This window comes from Antarctobacter sp. (genome assembly GCF_034670325.1).
Lineage (GTDB): Bacteria > Pseudomonadota > Alphaproteobacteria > Rhodobacterales > Rhodobacteraceae > Antarctobacter.
In genome coordinates this window covers 196996-219493 of sequence record NZ_JAXMNR010000001.1, presented here as the reverse complement: position 1 = coordinate 219493, position 22498 = coordinate 196996, and the positions used below count along the sequence as shown (strand labels likewise).

Annotated in this window: 27 protein-coding genes; 14 read left to right on the top strand and 13 right to left on the bottom strand. The window is 62.9% G+C overall.

Annotated elements, in window-relative coordinates:
• Positions 1-70 precede the first annotated feature (70 nt).
• Entirely contained in the window at positions 71-1177 is a 1107-nt protein-coding gene (locus VOI21_RS01115) for a phosphatase PAP2 family protein (protein WP_323766850.1), read from the top strand.
• Between the two features lie 26 nt (positions 1178-1203).
• Here the strand turns inward: VOI21_RS01115 and VOI21_RS01110 are convergent, their stop codons facing one another.
• On the bottom strand, positions 1204-3243 hold the full coding sequence (locus VOI21_RS01110; protein WP_323766848.1) for a hypothetical protein: 2040 nt from the start codon (positions 3241-3243) through the stop codon (positions 1204-1206).
• On the opposite strand from VOI21_RS01110, the gene VOI21_RS01105 reads away from it, so the two are divergent.
• Together VOI21_RS01105 and VOI21_RS01100 are read left to right on the top strand one after the other, a co-directional pair.
• Entirely contained in the window at positions 3242-3379 is a 138-nt protein-coding gene (locus tag VOI21_RS01105; protein ID WP_323766845.1) for a hypothetical protein, read from the top strand. The two genes, VOI21_RS01110 and VOI21_RS01105, sit on opposite strands and share 2 nt — an antisense overlap.
• A 134-nt stretch (positions 3380-3513) precedes the next feature.
• The gene (locus VOI21_RS01100) at positions 3514-5001 is read left to right on the top strand and encodes a bromoperoxidase (RefSeq protein WP_323766843.1); all 1488 of its coding nucleotides are present in this window, start codon (positions 3514-3516) and stop codon (positions 4999-5001) included.
• Between the two features lie 7 nt (positions 5002-5008).
• Here the strand turns inward: VOI21_RS01100 and VOI21_RS01095 are convergent, their stop codons facing one another.
• A complete protein-coding gene (locus tag VOI21_RS01095; RefSeq protein WP_323766841.1) occupies positions 5009-5710 on the bottom strand; it encodes a DUF1194 domain-containing protein in 702 nt (233 codons plus the stop codon).
• A gap of 123 nt (positions 5711-5833) precedes the next feature.
• On the opposite strand from VOI21_RS01095, the gene VOI21_RS01090 reads away from it, so the two are divergent.
• Positions 5834-6232 (top strand): c-type cytochrome, encoded by a 399-nt coding sequence (locus VOI21_RS01090; RefSeq protein WP_323766839.1) that lies wholly within the window; start codon positions 5834-5836, stop codon positions 6230-6232.
• A 1-nt stretch (position 6233) separates the two neighbouring features.
• On the opposite strand, the gene VOI21_RS01085 is transcribed toward VOI21_RS01090, so the two are convergent.
• From VOI21_RS01085 to VOI21_RS01055, 7 genes are all read right to left on the bottom strand, one after another.
• Positions 6234-6923, bottom strand: a complete 690-nt coding sequence (locus VOI21_RS01085; protein WP_323766837.1) for a hypothetical protein — start codon at positions 6921-6923, stop codon at positions 6234-6236.
• A 262-nt stretch (positions 6924-7185) separates the two neighbouring features.
• Entirely contained in the window at positions 7186-7383 is a 198-nt protein-coding gene (locus tag VOI21_RS01080) for a hypothetical protein (protein WP_323766835.1), read from the bottom strand.
• A 291-nt stretch (positions 7384-7674) separates the two neighbouring features.
• A complete protein-coding gene (locus tag VOI21_RS01075; RefSeq protein WP_323766833.1) occupies positions 7675-7959 on the bottom strand; it encodes a hypothetical protein in 285 nt (94 codons plus the stop codon).
• 12 nt (positions 7960-7971) lie between these two features.
• On the bottom strand, positions 7972-9930 hold the full coding sequence (gene parE, locus VOI21_RS01070) for a DNA topoisomerase IV subunit B (RefSeq protein ID WP_323766831.1): 1959 nt from the start codon (positions 9928-9930) through the stop codon (positions 7972-7974).
• A 273-nt stretch (positions 9931-10203) separates the two neighbouring features.
• Positions 10204-11079, bottom strand: a complete 876-nt coding sequence (locus VOI21_RS01065) for a hypothetical protein (protein ID WP_323766829.1) — start codon at positions 11077-11079, stop codon at positions 10204-10206.
• Between the two features lie 29 nt (positions 11080-11108).
• Positions 11109-11579, bottom strand: coding sequence for a dihydrofolate reductase (locus tag VOI21_RS01060; RefSeq protein ID WP_323766827.1), 471 nt, complete (start codon positions 11577-11579; stop codon positions 11109-11111).
• 11 nt (positions 11580-11590) lie between these two features.
• Positions 11591-12382, bottom strand: a complete 792-nt coding sequence (locus VOI21_RS01055) for a thymidylate synthase (RefSeq protein WP_323766825.1) — start codon at positions 12380-12382, stop codon at positions 11591-11593.
• A gap of 178 nt (positions 12383-12560) precedes the next feature.
• Here VOI21_RS01055 and VOI21_RS01050 point away from each other — a divergent pair, with 178 nt between their 5' ends.
• The 5 genes from VOI21_RS01050 to VOI21_RS01030 are packed head-to-tail and all read left to right on the top strand — an operon-like array spanning position 12561 to position 16795.
• Complete coding sequence (locus VOI21_RS01050; RefSeq protein ID WP_323766824.1) at positions 12561-13571, top strand: hypothetical protein; 1011 nt, start codon at positions 12561-12563, stop codon at positions 13569-13571.
• Positions 13572-13578: 7 nt separating this feature from the next.
• The gene (locus VOI21_RS01045; protein WP_323766822.1) at positions 13579-14964 is read left to right on the top strand and encodes a surface lipoprotein assembly modifier; all 1386 of its coding nucleotides are present in this window, start codon (positions 13579-13581) and stop codon (positions 14962-14964) included.
• 27 nt (positions 14965-14991) lie between these two features.
• Positions 14992-15420, top strand: a complete 429-nt coding sequence (locus VOI21_RS01040; RefSeq protein ID WP_323766820.1) for a VOC family protein — start codon at positions 14992-14994, stop codon at positions 15418-15420.
• Between the two features lie 5 nt (positions 15421-15425).
• On the top strand, positions 15426-16121 hold the full coding sequence (locus VOI21_RS01035; protein ID WP_323768390.1) for a DUF1194 domain-containing protein: 696 nt from the start codon (positions 15426-15428) through the stop codon (positions 16119-16121).
• A 5-nt stretch (positions 16122-16126) separates the two neighbouring features.
• A complete protein-coding gene (locus tag VOI21_RS01030) occupies positions 16127-16795 on the top strand; it encodes a DUF1194 domain-containing protein (protein ID WP_323766818.1) in 669 nt (222 codons plus the stop codon).
• A 116-nt stretch (positions 16796-16911) separates the two neighbouring features.
• Here VOI21_RS01030 and VOI21_RS01025 read toward each other — a convergent pair whose 3' ends face one another.
• The 3 genes from VOI21_RS01025 to VOI21_RS01015 all read right to left on the bottom strand — a co-directional run bounded on the left by VOI21_RS01025 (position 16912) and on the right by VOI21_RS01015 (position 18285).
• The gene (locus tag VOI21_RS01025; protein WP_323766816.1) at positions 16912-17409 is read right to left on the bottom strand and encodes a MarR family winged helix-turn-helix transcriptional regulator; all 498 of its coding nucleotides are present in this window, start codon (positions 17407-17409) and stop codon (positions 16912-16914) included.
• A 208-nt stretch (positions 17410-17617) separates the two neighbouring features.
• Positions 17618-17890: a succinate dehydrogenase assembly factor 2 gene (locus tag VOI21_RS01020; protein WP_323766814.1), complete on the bottom strand. Its 273-nt coding sequence runs from the start codon at positions 17888-17890 to the stop codon at positions 17618-17620.
• Positions 17891-17892: 2 nt separating this feature from the next.
• Positions 17893-18285, bottom strand: a complete 393-nt coding sequence (locus tag VOI21_RS01015) for a helix-turn-helix domain-containing protein (RefSeq protein WP_323766812.1) — start codon at positions 18283-18285, stop codon at positions 17893-17895.
• A gap of 88 nt (positions 18286-18373) precedes the next feature.
• Between VOI21_RS01015 and VOI21_RS01010 the strand changes: the two genes are divergently transcribed.
• Both VOI21_RS01010 and VOI21_RS01005 read left to right on the top strand, forming a co-directional pair.
• The gene (locus tag VOI21_RS01010; RefSeq protein ID WP_323766810.1) at positions 18374-19576 is read left to right on the top strand and encodes a pyridoxal phosphate-dependent aminotransferase; all 1203 of its coding nucleotides are present in this window, start codon (positions 18374-18376) and stop codon (positions 19574-19576) included.
• The gene (locus VOI21_RS01005; protein WP_323766808.1) at positions 19573-19974 is read left to right on the top strand and encodes a hypothetical protein; all 402 of its coding nucleotides are present in this window, start codon (positions 19573-19575) and stop codon (positions 19972-19974) included. Before VOI21_RS01010 ends, VOI21_RS01005 begins: the two co-directional genes overlap by 4 nt.
• Positions 19975-20262: 288 nt before the next feature.
• Here VOI21_RS01005 and VOI21_RS01000 read toward each other — a convergent pair whose 3' ends face one another.
• Complete coding sequence (locus VOI21_RS01000; RefSeq protein ID WP_323766805.1) at positions 20263-20721, bottom strand: YHS domain-containing (seleno)protein; 459 nt, start codon at positions 20719-20721, stop codon at positions 20263-20265.
• Positions 20722-20964: 243 nt separating this feature from the next.
• On the opposite strand from VOI21_RS01000, the gene VOI21_RS00995 reads away from it, so the two are divergent.
• The 3 genes from VOI21_RS00995 (at position 20965) to VOI21_RS00985 (ending at position 22471) form a co-directional block, all read left to right on the top strand.
• Positions 20965-21159 carry a hypothetical protein gene (locus VOI21_RS00995; RefSeq protein WP_323766803.1) on the top strand — a complete coding sequence of 65 codons (195 nt, stop codon included), beginning with the start codon at positions 20965-20967 and terminating at the stop codon, positions 21157-21159.
• A gap of 141 nt (positions 21160-21300) precedes the next feature.
• On the top strand, positions 21301-21594 hold the full coding sequence (locus VOI21_RS00990) for a hypothetical protein (protein WP_323766801.1): 294 nt from the start codon (positions 21301-21303) through the stop codon (positions 21592-21594).
• Between the two features lie 85 nt (positions 21595-21679).
• The gene (locus VOI21_RS00985; RefSeq protein ID WP_323766799.1) at positions 21680-22471 is read left to right on the top strand and encodes an inositol monophosphatase family protein; all 792 of its coding nucleotides are present in this window, start codon (positions 21680-21682) and stop codon (positions 22469-22471) included.
• The last annotated feature ends 27 nt before the right edge of the window (positions 22472-22498 follow it).

Sequence of the window (22498 nt, the reverse complement as noted above, 5' to 3'; positions counted from 1 at the left end):
GTGAAAGCAGATAGGCTTTGACCTGTGACGGGCAGTGCCAAAAAATCGGCCCGAAAAAGAAGAGGATGCCATGCCTGTCTCCGGTCTCTACAATTCACAGAACTCGCAGAATTCGCAAAACAGCCAGAATTCGCAGAACTCCCAGAATTCTCAAAATTCGCAGAACAGTCAGGCGGCGGAGAATTCGCAGGCAGGACCGGACAATACGTTCTCAAGTGCGGCGCTGGGGACGGCGCGGGACGGGACCGTGGGCCATTGGGACGGCACCGCCGACCGCACCCCCAAACAGGACGGGCGCAGTGGTTGGGAGGCGCTCAAGGCGATGGCGACGGGGCCACGGCGGGGGCTGATGGATGCCTGTCTGCACGGGATGTTCGGCGTGACGCTGGAAAGCGCCACCAAGGACAAACCGGCAACCGGCACCGTGGGGCTGAACGGTGCGGCTCTGGTCACGCTGGAGGCACCGACCAGCGCGCATCTTGCGGACAAGCAGTTGCACTACCTGCGCACCTACGCCGATTTGCGCGGCGACAGGCTGAACGAAATCATCATGCAGACTGGCGACATCCAAAGCTTTTTTGGCCTCGTCGGCTACATGGCGCCCGACGCGACCAAGTGGAGCCTCGCGCTCAATCAGGCGATGCTGCGGCTGTGTACGTCGATCGAGATGCCGCTGAAACACGGATTTGACGTGGCGCGGCCGATCTCGATGTCACGCAAAGTGCAACCGCTGATCCAGACGCCGGGGCACGGCGCGTGGCCCTCGGGGCACGCGACAGAGGCCTTTGCCTGCGCAACCCTGTTGTCGCGGTTGTTCCTGAACGCGCCGGTCGATCCGGTCGAACAGATCAAGGTGGGCAGCGAACTGTATCGTCACGCGGAACGGATCGCGATGAACCGGACCGTCGCGGGTGTGCATTTCCCGACGGACAGCATGGCAGGGGCCGTGCTGGGCGTGACCGTGGCAGAGGCGCTGATCAACCTGCTGGACGGGGCCACGCAAACCCGCACGCGGGTGTTCCACGGTGTCGGTTATGACGGCGATTTCACCCTTGGTCGCATGGTGCAGGCGTTGGACACGCCCACAGAGATCACGACCGGCACGCTGTCGCTGTCCCCCGGTTTGGTGCCCGGCTGGCTGGCCAAGATGTGGGATGAGGCCAAGGACGAATGGTAAGCGCGCGGGGCTGAGCAGCGCGCTGCTCAGCAGGCGGGCAGGAGGTCAGGCAGATCGACCACGGCCTCGCCCAGACGCGCGTCGGGCGTTTCGATCAGGACCAATAGCGCCGGGTTGATATCGTCCAGTTTGGTCGACGCGGGGTCTGACGCGTTGGCGGTGATCCGATCCGCCGACAGGGCAAGCGCACGTGTCATTCGTCCGGCTGCGGCGCTGGTCCCGGCCAGACGCCGGGTGCTGCCGCTTAGCGTGCCAGCCGCGCGGACACCTGCGGCAAACGCGCCAAGGCCAATGACTGTGGCGACGGTTGGCCCCGGCACGGACCATGACGCGCCGTGGCCGGAATAGGCGGCGGGCCGGAAATGTCCGATGCTTTGACCGCCTGCATGCCCCGCACGCTGCGCCGCGCCAACGCAGAAAAGCTGTCGACATGCGGTCGTGACCAACGCGTTATGGCAACCTTCATCCGTGATCGGCCCCGCGCCCGGCGCGACATAGGCGGCGCGCAGCGGGTCCCAATCATAGGCGGCAGGGTGGTCCAGATAGGACTGCCGCCCCCGCGCCTCCGATCCGCGGATCGCATCGTCGCGCTGAACCTGCAATGAGATGTCCGCCGCTCCCTTGACCGATACGCTCCACGCGCCACAGGGGGCCAGCGGTTCACCCGCCTTCTGTCCCCGGGTCGGGGCAAGGGCCAGAACGTAATGCGCCGCGCATTCTGTATCCGCGTCGAAACGGTGCGCGGGCACGTGATAAAGCCGCGCCAGCGCCGCACCGTCGGGTCGTTCCAGCGAGCGGATCTCACCCGGTTGCAGGGCGGTAAGGCCGGAGGACAAGCCCTTTGGCGTGGTCAACCCGATCTCGATGCCGGTCGAGTCCCCGTCGCGGCAATGGATTTCCACAAAGCTTGCGGTTTCGTCGTCCGGCTGGACGCGCCATGCAATCTCTTGTGTGGCCGATCCCGGTTGGCAGCGCGCGATCTGACTGCTGCGATAGCTGTTGCCAAAGGCCCAGACCAGTCGCACGGGCTGGCCCGTCACCTCTTCCCAATGCCGCGCCTCGCGGGCCATCTGATATTCGACGAACCGGGTGCCGTCCTTTGGCCCGGCCAGCACCCCGAGCGAGATATTGACGATAACTGGGGCGGTCGCATCGACCTGCCGCGCCTGCCGCAAAATCCAGCGCAGCCCCATGACCAGATAGCTTTCGAACCACGTGCCAGAGGTGTCGTCGATGCTTTCCGGTGGCAATTGCACCCCAAGCAGCGGCCAGTTGCGGGCAGGGTCATTGGCATCCGCCGGATCGGCCCCGGCGGCAAGGTCCAGAACATGGGTTCCGTGCGTGGTGCCAAATCCGGTCTCGTCGCGGGTCTGGCCAGGATACAGCGCGGTATTGAGCGCGGCATAGCTGGCGCGCTCATCCGCGTCATCAAGCAGGCCGTTGATGTCCTCTGTCCCCAGAATGCGCCCGGCCAGCGTGCCTTTGGGAGGGGTGTCATGCTGTTCCAGCGCCTGCAACCAAAGGCCGTGAAACCGGGTGCGGCGCAGACCGTCGGCACCAACCCGGCAAAAATGCGCGTTCAAAAAACCGATACCGTCGTCAAGGATCGCCACGATAGGCTGACCGGGATGCGGTGAGGGCAGCACTGGCGCGGACGGGTCCGGCAGCGGGCCCGCGGTGTCGATCTGGACCGGCATGCCGCTGTCGAGCACCTCGAACAGGGTCGCCTGCGCGCCGTCGGGCGTCCCGACGCGGCGAAAGACCATGTAATCATCGGGCAGGTCCGCCAAGTCCTGCGGTTGGTCGATCCGGGCCTTCAGCGCCGTCAGTTCGACCGCATCCATGAGAAAGGGCGATTCTCCGTCCTCGACCAGTTCACGCAGGCTGCTGCGGGCGGCAACGACATCCTCTGACGGCACCAGACGCACAAAGACCGGCGCGTACTCCGTTCCGCGATCTGGGCGCGCCGGGGGCAGCATGTCGCGGCGCATCCCGATCAGGCGCGACCAGTCGAGATAGGCATCGCGAAAGGCGTGTCCGCGCGGCTCTGTCCAGACATGTGCCATGATGATCCCCCTGATCCGGCGCGGAAAAACTCCGCAGGTCCAGAAAAGGGAAATTGCGGAGACGGGTCAAGGAAACCTGCGCTGGGTGGTCGGCGGTTTGCGAAGAATTTACGCCTCGCGTTTGCTGAAATCGTGACCGGGCCGCGTCATTTCATGGCTGGGTCACGGCGGATTTGCGTTGGATTTGCGATGCGTTCACGGAGGCTGTGCAATGTCCGGGTAACGTACCGTCAACTTTGGGCGGAAGACTTTGGGTTTGGGGGAACGACCATGACACGCAACAGCGGTGTGACGAGGTTCGCCGTGATCGACGGGGGCGGCACAGGGCGATCCGTGCGCGACCGCATCGCCGTACCAGAGGGACCCTGCCTTTCGGCGCCGGAACTGGCCGCCGATATGGCGGAACTCTTTGCGCTGGGTCTTGTACAGGACTTGCGCGCCGAGGCGCTGCTGGACCCGCATTGCGCTGTGCGCATCGACGGAGCCACTCGCTTTACCATGCATGAACTGCTGTGTGAATTGCGCAACCTCAGCTGGTTCGATGCGGGCAAAACGCTGGTCACGACGGCCGCTGGCGCATTGTCCGCAGATGCGCAGCATGACGAGGTGTGTCAGCGTCGGGCGCTGCGCTGCAACGGCGAAGGTCAGCTGACCCTGCACAGCTTTCTGCGTGGCGGCGTGGCCCTGCGCGGCGGCGGACCGGTCCTGTCGGCGCTTTGGGACAGCGACCATGTGGTCGCGCGCAACCCGAACGGCGCCGATAACTGGCCAACCGAAGGGGCCCCTATGTCGGAATGGATCGGTTGGTGTGCGGAACACAGCCGCGCCGGGCTGCGTCTGCCATGGGGGCCGGTGCGCGCGACGCAGGATCCCAGCCTGTGTGACCGGGCCGAGGCGCTGCACCAGACCCAGCCGGCGCGCCCCTTCCACAACGCGGCGTTGGTGGCGTTGGCGCGGGGCGTCGACGTGGCAGCGGGCTTGCCGGGGCCGTCGCTCTGGACCGGGTCCCGCCTGTTTTCGCTGATGGCCGAGGCAGAGGCGATGGCCCGCAAGTTTGCCCGGACACAGGCATCCCGTCCCGGTCGGATGCCGCGCCCGGCGGTGACTGCGGCCCAGATGACCGTTTGGCTGGCTCAGGAAGAAGGACGGCACGGTCGGCAAGGCGATGTCTATCGGGTGGCGGCCGAGGAACTGGCCAGCGCCGCGCCCAACCTGCTGCATTGGGTCAGCCGCGCGAACCGCGCGCGTCGCGGACCGCAACGCTTTGACCTCAGCCTGTTCCTGCCGCTGGCCGGGCCTGAGCGGCAGCACCTGAACCCGTCGGACCTTGCCCCGCACGCCATTGTCGCTGGTGCCTTGGCGACATTGCTCAAGGCGGTCTTTGATACCTCGCCCCGCACACAGTTGCAGGCGGTGGGCGAAAGAGGCCCGTCGCTGGCGCTGGACGATCAAGTGGATCGGCTTGCCTCCAACGTGGCGCTGATGCGTTGCGTGACAGGGGGCTTTTTCCCGGCCGAGAACATTCAGGACCTGCGTCTGGGACAGGCTATCGCGCTGCACCTGCTGCGCGACCGGATGGAGCGTGACAACCGCAGCGCCGGACTGGCCTTTCGCGATCTGGACGGGCGCAGCCTGCAGGTGCAGGCCCATCCGCGCCGCTTTGGCCGGGGGTTTGCGGAATTGCGCTGTGACGGCACGCCTATTGCCTGGCCGCAAGAAGCCTGCCACCCGGCGGCCCACCTGACGGCGGTCAGTTGAGAAACGGCTAGCGGCGGGCGAGGGTCCGGGCGTCGGGTATTGTCCCCGAAATTTCGAGGATCAGCTTACGTTTCACCGCCTCGGCGAAGGAATCTCGCGTCTCTGCCGTGACGACAAAGGCACCGGGGCCACCAATGATCATCTCCTGATACCGCGCCTCCAGCCCGCAATGCGCACGCCCCGGATCGCCGGGGCGCAGGATCGGCAGTGCGTTGATGGTTACCCCCGCGGCCAGTACCTTTTCGCGGGCCTCTGCGATCGGGGGGCCAGAGTAGGAATTGACGCTGTCGCCAGAGAAATCGATCACCCGTCGCCAGCCGTCGAACTCATTTGTGTCCATCAGGCGCAAAGCCTCGACAAGGGCCGCGCCAATGGCGTTGCGCCCGTAGGCCTGCCGCGGTTTTGAGGTCAGCGCAGCAGCAAATGCGGCAGCGGCTTCGGGTCCGTCGATCCGTGTCCAGTCCGCGACGACGGCCTGATTGGCCGCCCATTCCACATAGGTGACGGCGATGCTGCCATAGGCGGTGTTGGCGATGGCGGCCAAGACCTCTGGGTCGGTTATCGCCTGCGCATAGCCCTGTCGCTGAAAAGCGATCTCACGCTGGTCGATACTGCCGGAGGCATCGGCCAGCAGCACCAGTTCAAGGTCCGTGTCCTGAGCCATTGCCGCCCCGGCCCAGACCAGCCCCACAAGGATTATCCAGCGCATCACCATCCTCCGTTTGGGCAAAAGATAGCACGCCCCGGTGTTTCGCCCATATTGATGCGCGTCATGGTCCGGTTTGAATCGCCGTGGCAAACTCGCAGCGTTTGGGAACAGGAGGAACCGCCCATGATCGCCCGCCTTGCCATGCTCTGTCTCTTGGCCGCCCCTGCCTTTGCGCAGGACGCGGACATCGGTCGTTCGCACTACTTTACCCATTGCGCCACCTGTCACGGGCTGGAAGGCAGCGGTGACGGGCCGATGGCGGGGATACTGACGATCCCGCCAACCAAACTGACCGAACTGTCGATCCAGAATGGCGGCGTCTTTCCCGTGGCGCGCGTCGTCAAGCGCATCGACGGACGCGATCCGCTGGTGGCGCATGGCTCACCCATGCCGGTCTATGGCGGCTATTTCGAAGGGTCCTTCGATGTCCCTATGAAGACCCCCGCAGGCCAGCCGATCCTGGCCTCACAGCCGGTTGTCGATCTGGTGGCCTACCTGCAAGAGATCCAGCGGATCGAATGAGTCAGGCGCGGCAGATGCCGTCGGTCTGCACGCCCTTCCACGGCAACAGCACCCTTGGCCGGTCGATCGCAGTGTCCAGCCGGTCGACCGGCATGTACTTTCCGATCATGCCGCGCAGCCGCGAGGTGCGCGGCGCGGTCGGGTCCAGCAGGCGGCAGCAGACGTATTCCTCGACGATGCTGCCCTGCTGTTCATATCCGAACTCCAGAAAATCGCGCTTCTGCTCTGTGTCGAACAGGTAGGGGTCTTTGCTGTTGGCGTGCTCACGCGCAGCCTTGATCGGGTGATAGCCGGTCAGCTTGCGGTTTTGCCACTGCCAGACATGTGTCGCCTCATGGGCAAAGAGCATGGCGTCGAAGAGGTCGATCTGGTCGGGATAGCCCTTGAGGAAATCGGCCCGGTAGATGTCGTCCCGCAAGAGGATCTTGTTGAACAGCACCGTCGCGGCGGGCGAGACGGTGACGGTTTTGGCCGTGTCGAGCGGCGGCCAGATCCGTTCCTGACAGGTGGTGCGGGGGCGGACGGGAATTTTATAGGTGACCGACCCGGCGGGGTTGCCGTCGAGCACGCGCACCTTTTTGGGGTCGATGGCGTCGCCGTGAAAAGCCCGCAGAAATTCGGCCTCATTCGGCGTCAGGGGACGGCCGCAGGCGGTGAGGATCAGCAGGAGAAACAGGGCGAGACGGCGCATGGCAGGAGAGTGGCCGGGGGCAGGCCGCTTGGCAAGAGGGCGCAGGGCTGTCCACGCGTGGACAGAGATGCCATGACGCAAAATCAATGGGTTACAGAGACGGTTTTACTTATCGTTAAGAAATGACGGCTTTGCGGGAGGAGTTTGTGGACTCGTCATACTCCCATTTTGACGGCAGCGATGGGGGTGTGCGCATCCTGCTGGCGCGGGTGCGGCCCCTTGTCAGGGCCGCAGGGGACCGCGCCAGTCAAGCCTTGGGGGATCAGGCGGCGTGGGGGGCCTTGCCGCCCGGTTTGCCCGAAGGCTTGCCGGCAGGTTTGCCGGACAGCTTGTTGCCGATTGCCTTGCCCGCGATCACCGGCTCTTTGCCGATGTTGTTGTTCGCGGTGGCCAGCACCTTCACCTTTTCCTTCTTGGGCTTTTTGGTTTCGCGGTTACCGCGGCTCTTTTCCTTGGACATGGGACTTCCTCTTTCGGCACGAACCGGCGCGGGGGCCGGGGGTTTGGACGCTCAGAGGGGGCAGGGTTGCCTGACGTGGGGCAGGGCGATGACACCGGTGAGGCATCTTGCGGGATGCAAGATGAGATGTGTGGTGTCTTTGGGGACGCGCAAGATGGCGGAAGGGGGAGGGTGAAAATATTGTTTGGGGGGGTTGCCGGGCTGAAGCCCGGCCTACGGGGGGCTGCGCCAGAGCGTGCAATCGTCCTGGCCGTTCTGGTTGCCATTGGTTTGTTGCAACCGAAGCTCAATTCATTTCGAGAATGCCCACCGGGCCACTGAAATTAAAGCACCAACGACCGCTCCGGCGAGGGCGGCACTCGGTAGCAAATTGAGAATAGAGTTAACAACGTACCTCGTATAGTCATGGTCGGGAAAAACAGCTTGGTATTCGGCTTTGGTTGGCATCATGCCGTCAAGCCCTGCGGTAAGAACCAATAGACCAGAGATCACGACGGATCCGACAAGCGCGCCGATAACAGAGGAACGGACCAGTCGTTTGCCGACATGAGGCGACTTGCAATTTGCATCGGTCATTGAATAATCCACTCAAACATCCAACTCCTCCACAAACCGCGCGTTCTCCTGAATATACTGAAAGCGCAGTTCCGGCTTTTTGCCCATCAAACGCTCGACCAGATCGCTGGTCTCACCCGGTTCGTCTTCGTCGATGGTCACGCGGATCAGGGTCCGCGAGGACGGGTCCATCGTGGTCTCTTTGAGGTCCTTGGCGTCCATTTCCCCCAGGCCCTTGAACCGCTGTACGTCGATTTTACCCTTGCCGCCCAGACCCTTGGCCATCGCGGCCTCTTTGGCGGCGTCGTCGGCCACGTAGAGGCGTTTGGCCCCCTGCGTCAGCCGGTACAGCGGCGGGCAGGCCAGATAGAGGTGCCCGTTGTCGATCAGCGGGCGCATCTGGGTGTAGAAAAACGTCATCAACAGCGCCGCGATATGCGCGCCGTCGACGTCCGCGTCGGTCATGATGATAACCTTTTCGTAACGCAGGTCGTCGATGTTGAACTTGGTGCCAAGGCTGACGCCAAGCGCCTCACACAGATCGCGGATCTCTGCGTTTGAGGTCAGTTTGTTCGACGCGGCCCCCAGCACGTTCAGGATCTTGCCTTTGAGCGGCAACAGCGCCTGTGTCTCGCGGAACCGCGCGCCTTTGGCTGAACCACCGGCCGAGTCGCCCTCGACGATAAAGATTTCGGTGCCTTCGCGATTCTTGTTGGTGCAATCGGTCAGCTTGCCCGGTAGGCGCAGTTTCTTGGTGGCCGACTTGCGGGCGGTTTCCTTTTCCTGCCGTCGGCGCAGGCGTTCCTCGGCGCGCAGCACAAGGAAATCGAGGATCGCGCCGGCGGATTTTGTGTCTGATGCCAACCAGTTATCGAAATGGTCGCGGACGGCGTTTTCGACAAGGCGCTGCGCCTCTGTGGTCGCAAGGCGGTCCTTGGTCTGGCCGACAAATTCCGGTTCGCGGATAAAGCAGGACACGAGGGCACAGCCGCCGGTCAGCAGGTCGTCACGCGTGATTTGTGAGGCTTTTCGGTTGCTTACAAGCTCGCCATAGGCACGGATGCCCTTGAGAATCGCGGCCCAAAAGCCCGCCTCATGCGTGCCGCCCTCTGGCGTGGGGACGGTGTTACAGTAGGATTGGATGAACCCGTCGCGCGCAGGCGTCCAGTTGATGGCCCATTCGACCTTGCCCGGCGTGTTGAATTTTTCCTTGAAATCGACGGTTCCGGCAAAGGGTTTGTCGGCGTAGGTGCTTGATTTTCCAAGCGTTTCGGTCAGATAGTCCGAGAGGCCGCCGGGGAAGTGAAAGGTCGCCTCTTTGGGGGTTTCGCCGTCGTCGATTTCGGACTTCCAGCGGATTTCGACCCCGGAGAACAGATAGCCCTTGGAGCGGACCATCTTGAACAGGCGGGCGGGCCTAAACCTATGATGTCCAAAGATTTCTTCGTCGGCGTGAAAGGTGACGGTGGTGCCGCGCCGGTTGGGGGCGCTGCCGATTTGCGCGACGGGGCCAAGGGGGATGCCGCGGGAAAACCGCTGCTCATACAGTTCCTTGTTCTTGGCAACCTGCACGACCATCGAGTCGGACAGCGCGTTGACGACGGACGCGCCGACGCCGTGCAAACCGCCAGAGGTTTCATAGGCGTCGCCCGAGAATTTGCCGCCCGCGTGCAGGGTGCACAGGATCACCTCTAGCGCGGATTTGCCGGGGAACTTGGGGTGCGGATCGATCGGGATGCCGCGCCCGTTGTCCTTGATTTCAATGGAGTAATCGGCAAGCAGGGCAACCTCGATCCGGTTGGCGTGCCCGGCGACGGCCTCATCCATGGAGTTGTCGAGCACCTCGGCGACAAGGTGGTGCAGGGCGCGCTCATCCGTGCCGCCGATGTACATGCCGGGGCGTTTGCGGACGGGCTCTAACCCCTCAAGCACCTCGATGGAGGAGGCGTCATAGGTGGAGACTTCGGTCGCTTTGAGGAGGTCGTCGGCCATGTGCGTGCTCGGTTTGTTCTGATTGATTTGCGGCGAGTATGGCAGAGCGGGCGGGGGGCGAAAAGGGGCAGGCACAAGTCATGCACAGAGGATGCACAAAGCATGCGCATGGGATGTGGGGGAGGGGTGGTCAGAGGTCCCGGATCAAGTCCGGGACGGGGGGTGAGTGTGGCGCGGCAATGCGGATTTATGGAGAAGGTGGGTATGCGGGGCGTTGGTTTGGCGCGTGATCGGGGTGGTGTTTTGGAAGCCCCGCAGAAACCATTTTCTAGATTAGCGGAGGTTTAATGCGCGGAGCAAATCTGCTTCGTCAACGAAACGAGGTAAACTATTTTCTTCACGTAACTTAAACGCTTTTATAATTTTGGTTCCTTTATGTGTGTGTACCCAGTCGCGGGACGCTTCAGTTGCAACAACGACAAAATCAGTTTTCCGGCTAACGCTCTTGGTTATCTGGCAGCCGCGTTCTCTCAGGCCATCTTCCAAGATGCGTCGTGGCCTTATGGAGAAGTTGCCTGTGAGTACCGCGGTTGCACCAACCAATGAATCGATTGCAGAGCAAATGGAGAAATAGTCAAAGACAGGGGTGTTCCCCAATTCAGAAATGCCTGTGTCAGAGTAAGCGTCTCCAATTAGACGGGAAATTGCTTCGCAAATTTCGAGAGATTCCTCAGAGTCTATGATACCATCATCAAGCGCTTCAGTGCAGATATTTCGTAGATTGCGAGAAATCGTATCTTCGGACAGCGAAGGGCTTTCTTCAAATTTTTGGGCGAGGACTTCGGCTTCCTCATTTGTAATGATGCCGTCACATGAAATTCCAGCGCAGAATCCAAGGAAGCGATTGGATGCGCTTTTTGAACATTGCGAGTCAATTTCTCTCAGCCGATAAATCGCCGCATCAACTAGGGCTGCATGCTCTAGAAGATCAGCTTTGAAATCCTCTAATATATCGCTCGCATCATTGTCGCTAACGTTCAAGATGAAATCTTCACATTGAGCGATAAGTGGTTCGACCTCGCCTTGTTCGATTGTTCCGCTGGCGACAATCCCTTCCAAAAATCCTGTGAAGTAGCAAAAATACTTTTTGTCGTTTGCAGCTCTGTGGATTTTTCCAAGTGCCCGGCCGCCAGGCTCATACACATCCATGGTTCACCTCTGTCGCGAAAAATTACGGCTTAGGAAATACTCTCTTTTAGTACACACCGAGGCTCCAGTGCTTGCAACATTTCATATCCGATCTCCCGCCACCCCTCCCCAATCTCCGGGAACCACGCATCCGCGCCCTCGACCTCTATATCCACCTCGGTAATCAACAACCGATGCGCCAGCGGCAGCATGGCCTCGTAAATCCCTTGCCCGCCGATGCCATAGACTCGGAAATAGCCAAGCGATTGTGCCAGCGCGATGGCCTCTTCGACCGATCCCACCACATGCTCATGCAAAGACGTATCGCGGGACACCACGATGTTCAGGCGTTTGGGGAGGGGTTTGAACGGCAGGCTCTCCCACGTGCGGCGGCCCATGATCAGCGCGCCGCCGAGGGTTTCGCGTTTGAACATCGCGAGGTCTTCGGGGATGTGCCACGGGATGTCGCCGTCCTTGCCAATGGCGCGGTTGCGGTCGTGGGCGGCGATGAGGGTGATCATGTGGGAACTCCTCAGACGGCCACGGGGGCCTTGATGGCGGGCAGGGGGTCATAGCCGGGAAAGGCGAAATCCTCATACCGGAAGTCAAACAGGTCGGTGACCTTACGGGTGAACTCCAGCGCGGGCAGGGGGCGGGGCGTGCGGGAGAGTTGTTCGGCCACCTGATCCATGTGGTTGGAATAGATATGCGCGTCGCCGATGGAATGGATGAAATCGCCCGGCTCATACCCCGTGACATGGGCCAGCATCGCTTGCAGCAGCGCGTAAGAGGCGATGTTGAACGGCACGCCAAGGAACATGTCGGCGCTGCGTTGGTACAGTTGCAGGTGCAGTTTGCCGCCAAGGATGCGCACCTGCCAGAGCGTGTGACAGGGCGGCAGCGCCATGTCGGGCACATCCGCCGGGTTCCACGCCGAGACGATCAGGCGGCGTGAATCGGGCGTGGTCTTGATCTGGTCCAGCAGCGTGGTGATCTGGTCAATGGTCCCCTTGTGGCCGGGCCAGTGGCGCCACTGGTGGCCGTAGACCGGGCCAAGGTCGCCGTTCTCATCCGCCCATTCGTCCCAGATGCGGACCTTGTTTTCTTGAAGATAGCGGATGTTGGTCGAGCCGGAGAGAAACCACAGCAGTTCATGCACGATGCTGCGCAGGTGCAGTTTCTTGGTTGTGACAAGGGGAAAGCCCTCGGCCAGCGGATAGCGGCATTGCAGGCCGAAATAGCTGCGGGTGCCGGTGCCGGTGCGGTCAGAGCTGTCCTGACCGTGGTCCAGAACGGTGCGCAGGGCGTCTAGATATTGCTGCATGGTGGGCCTCTCCGGGTGTCGGTGCCCTTGGGATACGGCATTTGGCAAGGGGGCGGAAGCGGGGGGTGTGGGATGATTATGCCGCACATCCGGGCGGGTGGGGCTGCCCGCGATTGACTTTTGGACAGGCGCTGCGCACCCTGTGGACAAAATAAAAGACTAAACCAGAGGCAGTTTCATGTATCGCACTATCGTAGCGCTCGCATTGGCGAGCGCCCTTGCCGCTTGTGATCCGGCCAGCCTGACCAGCGGTGGCAGTTCCGGTATCGGCACCGGCGCGCAACCCCTGATCGCGGAACCGGATGCCGTGGATGGCGGCACGGTGGACCCGGATGCCGATCCCGATCCCGACAACCTGTACACCAGTGAGCTGAAGAACGCGTCCGACGACCTGAAGGTCAACGAGATGGCGTTTGACCCGGACACCGGGGAACTGGTTTTCAACAACCTACCCTTTGACAGTGACAAGGTTGTGGCGGGCGAAAACGTCTATACCCGCAACGCCGCGCCCAGTGCGGCGCTGGCGACAACCGGCTTTGACGCCTACCGCAATGCGGCGGGGCCAAGGGCAACACAGCAGTATTTTGCGGTGTTCCGGCGGTCGGTCACGGGGTTTAGCGAGGTCGGCGCGGTCGGATCAGGCCGCTATATGTCGTTCGGCTTTGGCGGCGCGGCGGCCAAGCGGCTGAGCGGCGATGGCGCCTTGCCGGATACCAATGATTCCTATGTCTTCACCGGCGAATATGCAGCTGTGCGGACGGTGGTGGACGACGACCTCAACGACACACGGATCGAGTATGTCTCTGGCGTGTCGCTGATCGACGTGGACATTCAGGATTTCGACGTGTCCGGCGCGGTCGAAGGATTGATCGTCAGCCGCGAGTTCTTTGACGCCAACGGGGTGAATATCGCGGACCTGAGCCGCGCGGATTTCCTGTCGCTGGCCACGGCAGAGATCAACTTTGACACCTGGACGATCAGTTCGTCGGATGCGAGCGCGGTGCGGTCGGACGGCGAAGTGACCCAATCCGGCAGCTGGTCGGGCCTGTTCGCGGGACCGAATGGCGAAGAGGTTGTGGGCATCGTGGTGGTCGAAGGGCAGGGGCCGGTGGGCATCGACCCGGGCACGGGTGAATTCATCACGCAAGAGGTCCGTGAGGTCGGCGGCTTCATTGCGACGCGTCCCTGAGGCAGCGATGCGCCTTGGCGCGTGCCTTCGGACCGCACGGTGGCTGGCGCTGGTGCTTGCGGTTTGCGCGGCGGGGCTGATGCCGCAGGCCGCGCAGGCCGACGAGGTCCGGATGAGCATCGACGAGGCGCGCGGCGCTGCGGCGCGGGCGCTGATGGCGGGGCAGGCGGAACTGGCGCTGGTGCTGGCCGATGGCGTGCTGCTGGGCGCGCCGGGGGACACGCAGGCGCTGATGATGAAATCCCGCGCGCTGCGTGCGCTTGGCCGCCCGCAGGAGGCGGCCACAGTGGCGCGGCAGGCCTTTGCCCAGAGCGATGATGAGCGGTCGCGGTTCTTTGCCGCGCTGCTGATGGCGCAGGCGCGGTCCACTGGCGGCCAGCCGGGGGTGGCGCAGCTATGGCTGCGGCGCGCGGCGCAGATCGCCCCGGATGACCAATTGCGCGCGGTGGCGGTGCGCGACTTTCGCCATGTGAGACGGCAGACGCCTTGGCGGTTGTCGCTGGATATGTCGGTGGAGCCGTCAGACAACCTGAACGGTGCGCCCAAGAGCAACAGCTTTACCTTTGGCGGGTTGCCGTTTGTGAACCCCTCGGCGGTGCCGCTGTCGGGCGAACGCTTTGTCTTTGGGGCGGATTATCTGCGGCGGGTGCCGCTGAGCGAGACCCGGCGGCTGAACCTTGGGGCCTCGGTCGAGATGCAGCGTGTGCGCTTTTCCAGTGAGGCGCGGGACAAGGTGCCGGATGTTCGGAACGGCGATTACCGGCAGGACGCGCTGGCGCTGAGCCTTGGCTATGAGGCGCGCGGGGCGGACGGGTCGTGGTTGGGAAAATCGGAACTGTCGCTGTCGCGGCACTGGCTGGGGGGGGTGCCCTATGCGGATGCCGCGCGGCTGGACCTCAGCTATGGCCGGATGCTGGTGCCGGGGCTGACCGGGGTGGCGCGCTTTGCCTATGAGACCGAGGTGCGTCATGACGTGGGCCTGCGCGACAATCAGACCCGCGAGATTGGCGTGACGCTGACCAAACGGTTCGGCAAGGCGGCGCTGGGTCTGGATCTACAGATGACGGACACGGCGTCCGAATCGCGTCTGGTGGCGCGCGAAAGCGCGCGCGCGGCGATCAGTTACGGGCTGGGCAAGCCGGTCAAAGGCATGTTGCCGCGCCTGACGTTGGCATGGGAAGTCACCGATTATGACCGCGGACCGTCCAGCTTTTGGGTGACCCCGCGACGGGACACCGAACTGTCGGTTTCGGTGAACGTTCTGTTGCCGGAATTCGATTACTATGGCTTTGCCCCCGAGATCGGGGTTTCCTTCCGCGACCGAAGTTCCAATTATACCATCTACGAGACCCGCGGCACCGACCTGCGGCTGGGTCTGAAATCGGTCTTTTGAATGACGGCGTTTGCCGGAAGGAAGAACATGGCAGTCAAGTACCTGCACACGATGGTCCGGGTGAAGGACCTCGAAGCCTCAATGGCGTTCTATGAATTGCTGGGTCTGAAAGAGACCCGCCGGATCGAAAGCGAAGAGGGCCGCTTTTCCCTCGTGTTCATGGCGCCCCCCGGGCAAGAGGACTGCCCGGTCGAGCTGACCTACAACTGGGACGGGGATGACGGATTGCCGTCCGATTCGCGGCATTTCGGCCATCTTGCCTATTCGGTGCCCGACATCTACGCGGCCTGCCAGCACCTGATGGACAATGGCGTGACGATCAACCGCCCGCCGCGTGACGGGCGGATGGCCTTTGTCCGGTCGCCCGACAATGTGTCGGTCGAACTGTTGCAGGAAGGCGCGGCGCTGGCCCCTGCGGAGCCTTGGACCAGCATGGGCAACACGGGACACTGGTGACCGGTTTGGTCCGTTTCGGGGTCGCCCTTGGGGCGGCCCTGTTTCCGGCTGGGGCCGAGGCGGCCTGTCGGCTGGCGCTGTTGCTGGCGCTGGATGTCTCTTCCTCCGTCGATGAGGCCGAATATATCTTGCAGCGTGACGGGCTGGCGGCGGCGCTGATGTCGCCCGATGTGCAGGGCGCGATTCTGCAGGGGGGCGGGGGCGTGGCACTGGCGGCCTATGAGTGGAGCGGGCGGCGACAGTCGAAGGTGATTCAGGACTGGGTCCTGATGTCGAGCGCTGCGGACATTGCCGAGGTGGCCGCGCGGCTGCGCTCGGCAGAGCGGTCTTATCGGCGCTATCCAACCGCGCTGGGCTATGCGCTGGGCTTTGGGGCGACATTGATGGAGGCCGCGCCGGACTGTGACCGGCGGGTGATCGACGTGTCGGGCGACGGGATCACCAATGACGGCTTTTGGCCGCAACTGGCGTATCGGCATTTTCCCTTTGGCGGCGTCACGGTGAACGCGCTGGCGGTGCTGGGCGCGGACCCTTCGGTGGTGGATCACTTTGAATTCGAGGTGCTGCACGGACCGGGGGCCTTTATCGAGACCGCGCAGGGCTATGAGGGCTATGAACGGGCAATGATCCGCAAGCTGTACCGCGAAATCCATGACCGGATCGTGGGTGCGGTGCCGGAAGCGACGGCGGGGCCGGGATGAGGGGCATGATGGCCTTGGCGCTGTTTGCGCTCTGGGGAGCGGGTGCCGAGGCAGGCTGTCGTCAGGCGCTGGCGCTGGGGCTGGACGTATCCGGATCGGTCGATGCGCGGGAATACCGTCTGCAACTGGACGGGCTGGCAGGCGCGCTGGAAGACCCCGAGGTTGTCGCAGCCTTTCTGGCGATGCCCGAGGTTCCGGTGGCACTGGCGGTATTCGAATGGAGCGGACCGGGCGCGCAGCGGCTGGTTGTGCCGTGGCAGAGTGTCGTGGGTCCGGCGGATGTGGCCGAAATCGCGGCGCGGTTGCGCGGCACGGCGCGAATGCCGATGGAACGGTCAACCGCAATTGGCGCGGCCAAGGGATTTGGCGCGGCGCTGCTGGGCCAGCAGGCGGGCTGCTGGCGGCGGGTGCTGGACCTGTCGGGGGACGGATTGTCAAACACCGGGCCGCGCCCGCAGGACGTGCGCCCCGGAGGAATCACGATCAACGGCCTGGTGATCGGCGCATCGGAGGATGCGGACGGGATCGGCGCGCTGGCGTCGTATTACCGGGCCTATGTGATCGCGGGGCCAGAGGCCTTTGTCGAGACGGCCCTTGGCTTTGAGGCCTTCGAGGCTGCCATGGTGCGCAAGCTGAAACGCGAATTGCAGGTTCTGGCCGTCTCAGCGCGGTGAGGGGGCTATGAAGTCCCGCCAAGAGGGCGGCGGGGGGGCTGCCCAAACGCCTGCGGTACATATCGCCCCGGCCGCCGTCCCATTGCGGGCACCCGGCCCCGTGGGGCCGGCGCAGGTCAGTAGATGTAGCGGATCTGGTCGGTCCAGTAGCGTTCGACCCGGCGCAGCGCCGTCGTGATCTCATCAATGGCATCGACCGAGAGAACCGCCTTGCTTTGCAGACCGTCCGCATGGCGCGAGAACAGCTCTCCGACGATGTCCTTGATCTCCCGCCCGCGCTGGGTCAGCCGCACCCGGACAGAGCGGCGGTCGATCTCACAGCGCTGGTGGTGCATATACCCCATTTCGACCAGCTTCTTGAGGTTGTAGCTGACGTTGGAGCCCTGATAGTAGCCGCGGCTTTTCAGTTCGCCCGCTGTTACCTCATTCTCGCCGATGTTGAACAGCAAGAGGGCCTGTACTGCGTTGACATCGATGATGCCGACCCGTTCGAACTCATCCTTGATGACGTCGAGCAGCAAACGGTGGAGACGTTCCACCAGACTCAACGCATCCAGATAACTCGACATGAAGCCTTGTCCTGGCCCCTGGTTCAGGGACGAATGAATGCTCATTTCGTTCTCCGCCTGTTTTTCTTTGCAACGGAGCATTCAAGGATAAACGCAAATATCGGGTTAAACCGACGAGAAGACCCGGAAAATTCTAGTAATTTCCGTAGGTTGATTAACCATTCTTACCGGGCGGGTGGTGTCCGCCCGAGACCGTTTTAAAGCTATCGGGCGGTCCCGGACAGCAGGCCAAGGCCAAATTCATTCCGCATGATCAACCGTTTGCGGCGACTCGGGCGATTTCGGCCACAAGCGGTGCATGGACCTCTGGTGCCGGGGCCTGACCGGAAATCCACTGGTACAGGTCCTGATCATTTTCTTCCAGCAGCGCCTCGTAGGCGTCCAGCGCAGAGGCGTCCATCTCTTGCAGCCGCGCCCCGGCAAAGCGGATCAGCAGAATGTCCATCTCTTTGGTGCCCCGGCGCATCGAGCGCATGTGCAGCCTCCGCAGACGGGTTTCACGGGATTCGGCAGGCGCGGCTGTCATGTTCAGACGTTCTCCTTGAGCACGCTGCGCAGGCGCTTTTCCAACCGTCCCAGCTTGTCCGCCTGCGCGCGGAACTGGCCGCGCAGGGCGCGGATCTCTGTCAGGATGGCGTTGACGTCGGGGGTCAGGGCGTCCTCATCGGAAGGATCGGGCAGGCCGTCGCCTTCACCGGTGATCAGCCAGACGATGGAGATGTTCAGCACACCGGCCAGCATGTTCAGGCGGTTGGCGCGCGGTTCGCTAAAGTCATCCTCCCAAGCCTGAACGGTCTTGAATTTGACCCCAAGCCGCTTGGCCAATGTCTCTTGCGTCATGCCCGCCGCCTCACGGGCCGCGGCGAGGCGGTCACCGAAAGTCGCTGTCTCGGGCCCGTACCAGTCAGTTGTGTCGTTCATGGTCTTTCCTTTCAGGCGAAGCCGCTTGAACGCCGTTCGGGCGCAAACTATGACAGGGCTGGCAGAGTTTCAAACAACGAGGCCCCCCATGTCTTTTCTGTCGCAAACGCTGGCCCGTGTGAAACCTTCCCCGACGGTGGCCGTGACGCAACTGGCGCGCGAACTGGCGGCGGCGGGGCGCGATGTCATCGGACTGGGCGCTGGCGAGCCGGACTTTGACACACCCGACAACATCAAGGCTGCGGCAATTGCGGCAATCGAGGCGGGGAAAACGAAATACACCGCGCCGGACGGCATTCCAGAACTGAAACAGGCGGTCTGTGACAAGTTCGCGCGCGAGAACGGGCTGACCTATGCGCCGTCGCAGATCAGCGTCAGCACCGGTGGCAAGCAGGTGCTGTACAACGCGCTGATGGCGACGCTGAATCCGGGCGATGAGGTGATCATTCCCGCGCCCTATTGGGTCAGCTACCCCGACATGGTGCGTCTGGGCGGTGGTGAGCCAGTGATTGTCGAGGGCGCCGAGGCCGAAGGATTCCGCATCACGCCCGCCCAGCTAGAGGCTGCGATCACGCCGAAAACCAAGTGGTTCATCTTTAACTCACCGTCGAACCCGACCGGCGCGGGTTATGACCGCGCCGCGCTGAAGGCGCTGACCGATGTGCTGATGCGTCATCCCCATGTCTGGGTGATGTCAGACGACATGTACGAACACCTTGCCTACGACGGCTTCGAATTTGTTTCTCCCGCGCAGGTAGAGCCGGGGCTGTATGACCGCACGTTGACCGTCAACGGCGTGAGCAAGGCCTATGCGATGACCGGCTGGCGGATCGGCTATGCAGGCGGGCCTGAGCATCTGATCGCGGCCATGCGCAAGGTGCAGGGCCAGTCCACCACCAACCCCTGTTCGATCAGCCAGTGGGCAGCGGTCGAGGCACTGAACGGGCCGCAGGACTTTCTGGCAGAGCGGGCGGCGGCCTTTGCCCGTCGTCGCGACCTTGTGGTGGCGCGGCTGAACGGCTGCGCGGGGATCACCTGTGCGGTGCCGGAAGGGGCGTTTTATGTTTATCCGTCCGTGGCGGGCTGCCTTGGCAAGACCTCGGTCGGGGGTCGTCTGATTGACAGCGATGAGGCGTTTTGCACCGCGCTGCTGGAGGAAGAGGGCGTTGCGGTGGTCTTTGGCGCAGCCTTTGGGCTGAGCCCGCATTTCCGGGTCAGCTATGCGGCGTCGGATGCGGCACTGTCGGATGCCTGCGACCGGATAGAGCGGTTCTGTGCGGGTCTGTCATGACCCACGAACTGCCGGAGTTCTATTTCCGTGTGCGTGAGAACGGCGCGATGGTCTACCGGGTCGACACCGAGAACCGCCAGCGGCGGATCGAGATGGAACAGATCGCCGTCGTGAACGTCAACAAGGGCGAGATCAAGGCCCACGGCGACCGCGCGCTTTCGCCGGGGGAGGCGGAAGAAATCCGCGCTTGGATGGAGGCGCGTCAGGCGCTGCTGGCCATGCGGGAACTGGATGACATTCACCGGGCGGTGGATCACCTGAACCTGACGGCGCAATGGGCGCAGGCGCGGGCCACGCCCGAGCAACTGGATCAGGTGACTGACGCGCTGCTATTGGCCATGCATGATCTGCGCGCCGTGCTGGTGCGTAAAAAGGCAGATCGGCTGACAAAAGGGTAATCGTGCGGCGCGGTGTTTGCCCTGTGATGCCGTCTTGGGCGCTTTGCGGTGCTTATGCTTGCGCATTGGGCGCGCCTTTGCCCGTCGCGCGCCGGTTGCGCGTTTCCCCTTCTGACCGCGCGGGGCGGTGCCTATGTCTTTTCCATGGCAAACACAGACCTCCTTCCGTACCGACGCGTCGGGCGGCAGCTATTCGACGCGGGCCGCCCCCTGTTTCCCCTGTCGCCAGAGGATGTGCGGGCGCTGCTTATGTCCGCGCCCTGAGGCCAACCTGCTGCGCCTGTGAGATCAGCCAAGAATACCCGGCCAATTTGCCCGGCCTTTGGCGATATTGCCCTCGATGTCCTGTAGCCACAGCGTGCGGGCGCGCAGATTGGCGTTGAGGAAAAGCTGTCCCTTGTGGATGGTCCAGGCCTCCGGGATTGTCGGCGCGAGATAGCCGCGCGAGGCGGCAAAGGCGCAATAGCCGCCGAATTGCGGCGCATAGGCCATTGGGTCTGCCCTGAATGCTGCGGCGTTGTCCGGCGTGGCAAAGCGCCATGTCGCCCCTTTCCAATCATGATCCGCCGACCCACCCGGCACCGGGCCGTTTTTAGCGAAATAGGCAACGGGGTCTGATCCGTCGATGGCAATGCCTGCTTCGGCGTAGATTTCCGGCTCGGCGGCCAGTGCGGCGCGTCCGGTCAACAAAAGTGCGGGTGCGGCGAGGCCGAGGCCTAGGGTGGCGCGGCGGGTGAGGCGGTTCATGGCGGTCTCCGGGGCTAGATGTCTGGTGAGTCCAAGATGACCTGCGCGCCTGTCGTACAATAGCCCCCGACACGCGGACGTGACCGGGCGTGCGTGGCGATTATCTGTCGCCCAGTTGTCATGAGCCTGTTACATTGGGCTATGGCAAGATGGATCATCTCCTTGTGTCTTTGTTTCGGTTTGGCGGGCGGTCCTGCGCTGGCCAATCCTATCGCAGAGGTGATCTGTGCGCCGACCGATCAGATGACCCGGAAATTGACTCAGCAGTTTGGCACCACCCGTCGCGCCAGCGGGTTGCGCAGCCCCGAGGAGGTCGTCGAAATCTGGACCGACCCGGACGGCGACTGGACCATGGTGATTGCCTATGCCTCTGGGCAATCCTGTATCGTGGCTATGGGCGCTTACTGGCAGGACGGTGGGCCAGAAAATCCGGCCTGAGAAATGGGCCTGAGAATTTGGCCTGACACACTGATCTGATGCTCCGATAGCGGGAGAATCTTCCGAAAACGCACGAAGAAATTGACTTGGGCGCGCGGATTGGTAGCCTAAGGGGTATTACTTCGTCTTTAGGGGGACAAAATGCGACTGATATTGACCGCCGCTGCCACGGCGATTGCCCTGAGCGCGACCTCGGCTTTTGCCTGGGGCGACATGTACATGGGTGACGGCACCAACGATCCGAATTCCAACTTCCTCATGCATGAGTACAAGGCGGCGAATTATTGCCCCGCTGGCCTGCAGCCCGTTCTGGCCGGGGGCGTGGTCTGCTGTGGCACGCCGAATGCGGGGGCGTACTACAACCACCCGGGCACCAAGCGCCGTTCTTACACGCCGCAGATGGTGGTCGGTGAAAAGGGCGTTGTTTATCGCTAAGACGGCCTGCCCCTTGGCAAGCATGGTCGGGCCGCGTATACGCGCGGCCTGATTGCTTTTTGTGACCTGAGAAAAGGGCCGAGCCATGCAGGGCAGCGCGAATCTGAACATCATGATGAAGGCGGCGCGCAAGGCGGGGCGGTCGCTGGTCAAGGACTTCCGCGAGGTCGAGAACCTACAGGTCTCGATGAAGGGTGCGGGCGATTTTGTCAGCCGCGCCGATATCGAGGCTGAGCGTATCATCAAGGAAGAGTTGATGGGCGCGCGTCCGACCTATGGCTGGTTGGGCGAAGAGGGCGGTGAGACCCCCGGTGAGGACCCGACCCGCCGCTGGATCGTCGATCCGCTGGATGGCACCACCAACTTTCTGCACGGGCTGCCGCACTGGGCGATTTCGATCGCGCTGGAGCATAAAGGGCAAATCGTGGCGGGGGTGGTCTTTGACGCCGCCAAGGACGAGATGTTCTATGCTGAACGCGGCACGGGTGCCTGGCTGAACGATTCCAAGCGTCTGCGCGTATCCGGTCGTCGCAAGATGATCGAGGCGGTTTTTGCCACGGGTATCCCCTTTGCCGCCAAGCGCACCCTGCCTGCCACGCTCAAGGATCTGGCGCGGGTGATGCCGGAATGCGCCGGTGTGCGGCGCTTTGGCTCTGCGGCGCTGGACCTCGCCTATGTGGCGGCAGGTCGCTACGAGGGCTATTGGGAGCGTGAGTTGCAGATCTGGGATGCCGCTGCGGGCTACCTGATCGCCAAGGAAGCGGGCGCGCTGATCGAGGGCGTGCGCGAAGGGCAAGACCCGCTGGAAAGCGGCAGCATCCTGTGCGCCAACAACGATATCTTCAAAGGCTTCGCCAAACTTCTGCGCGACGACTGAGCGTTTTGTGACCCCGTCCCGGGCTTT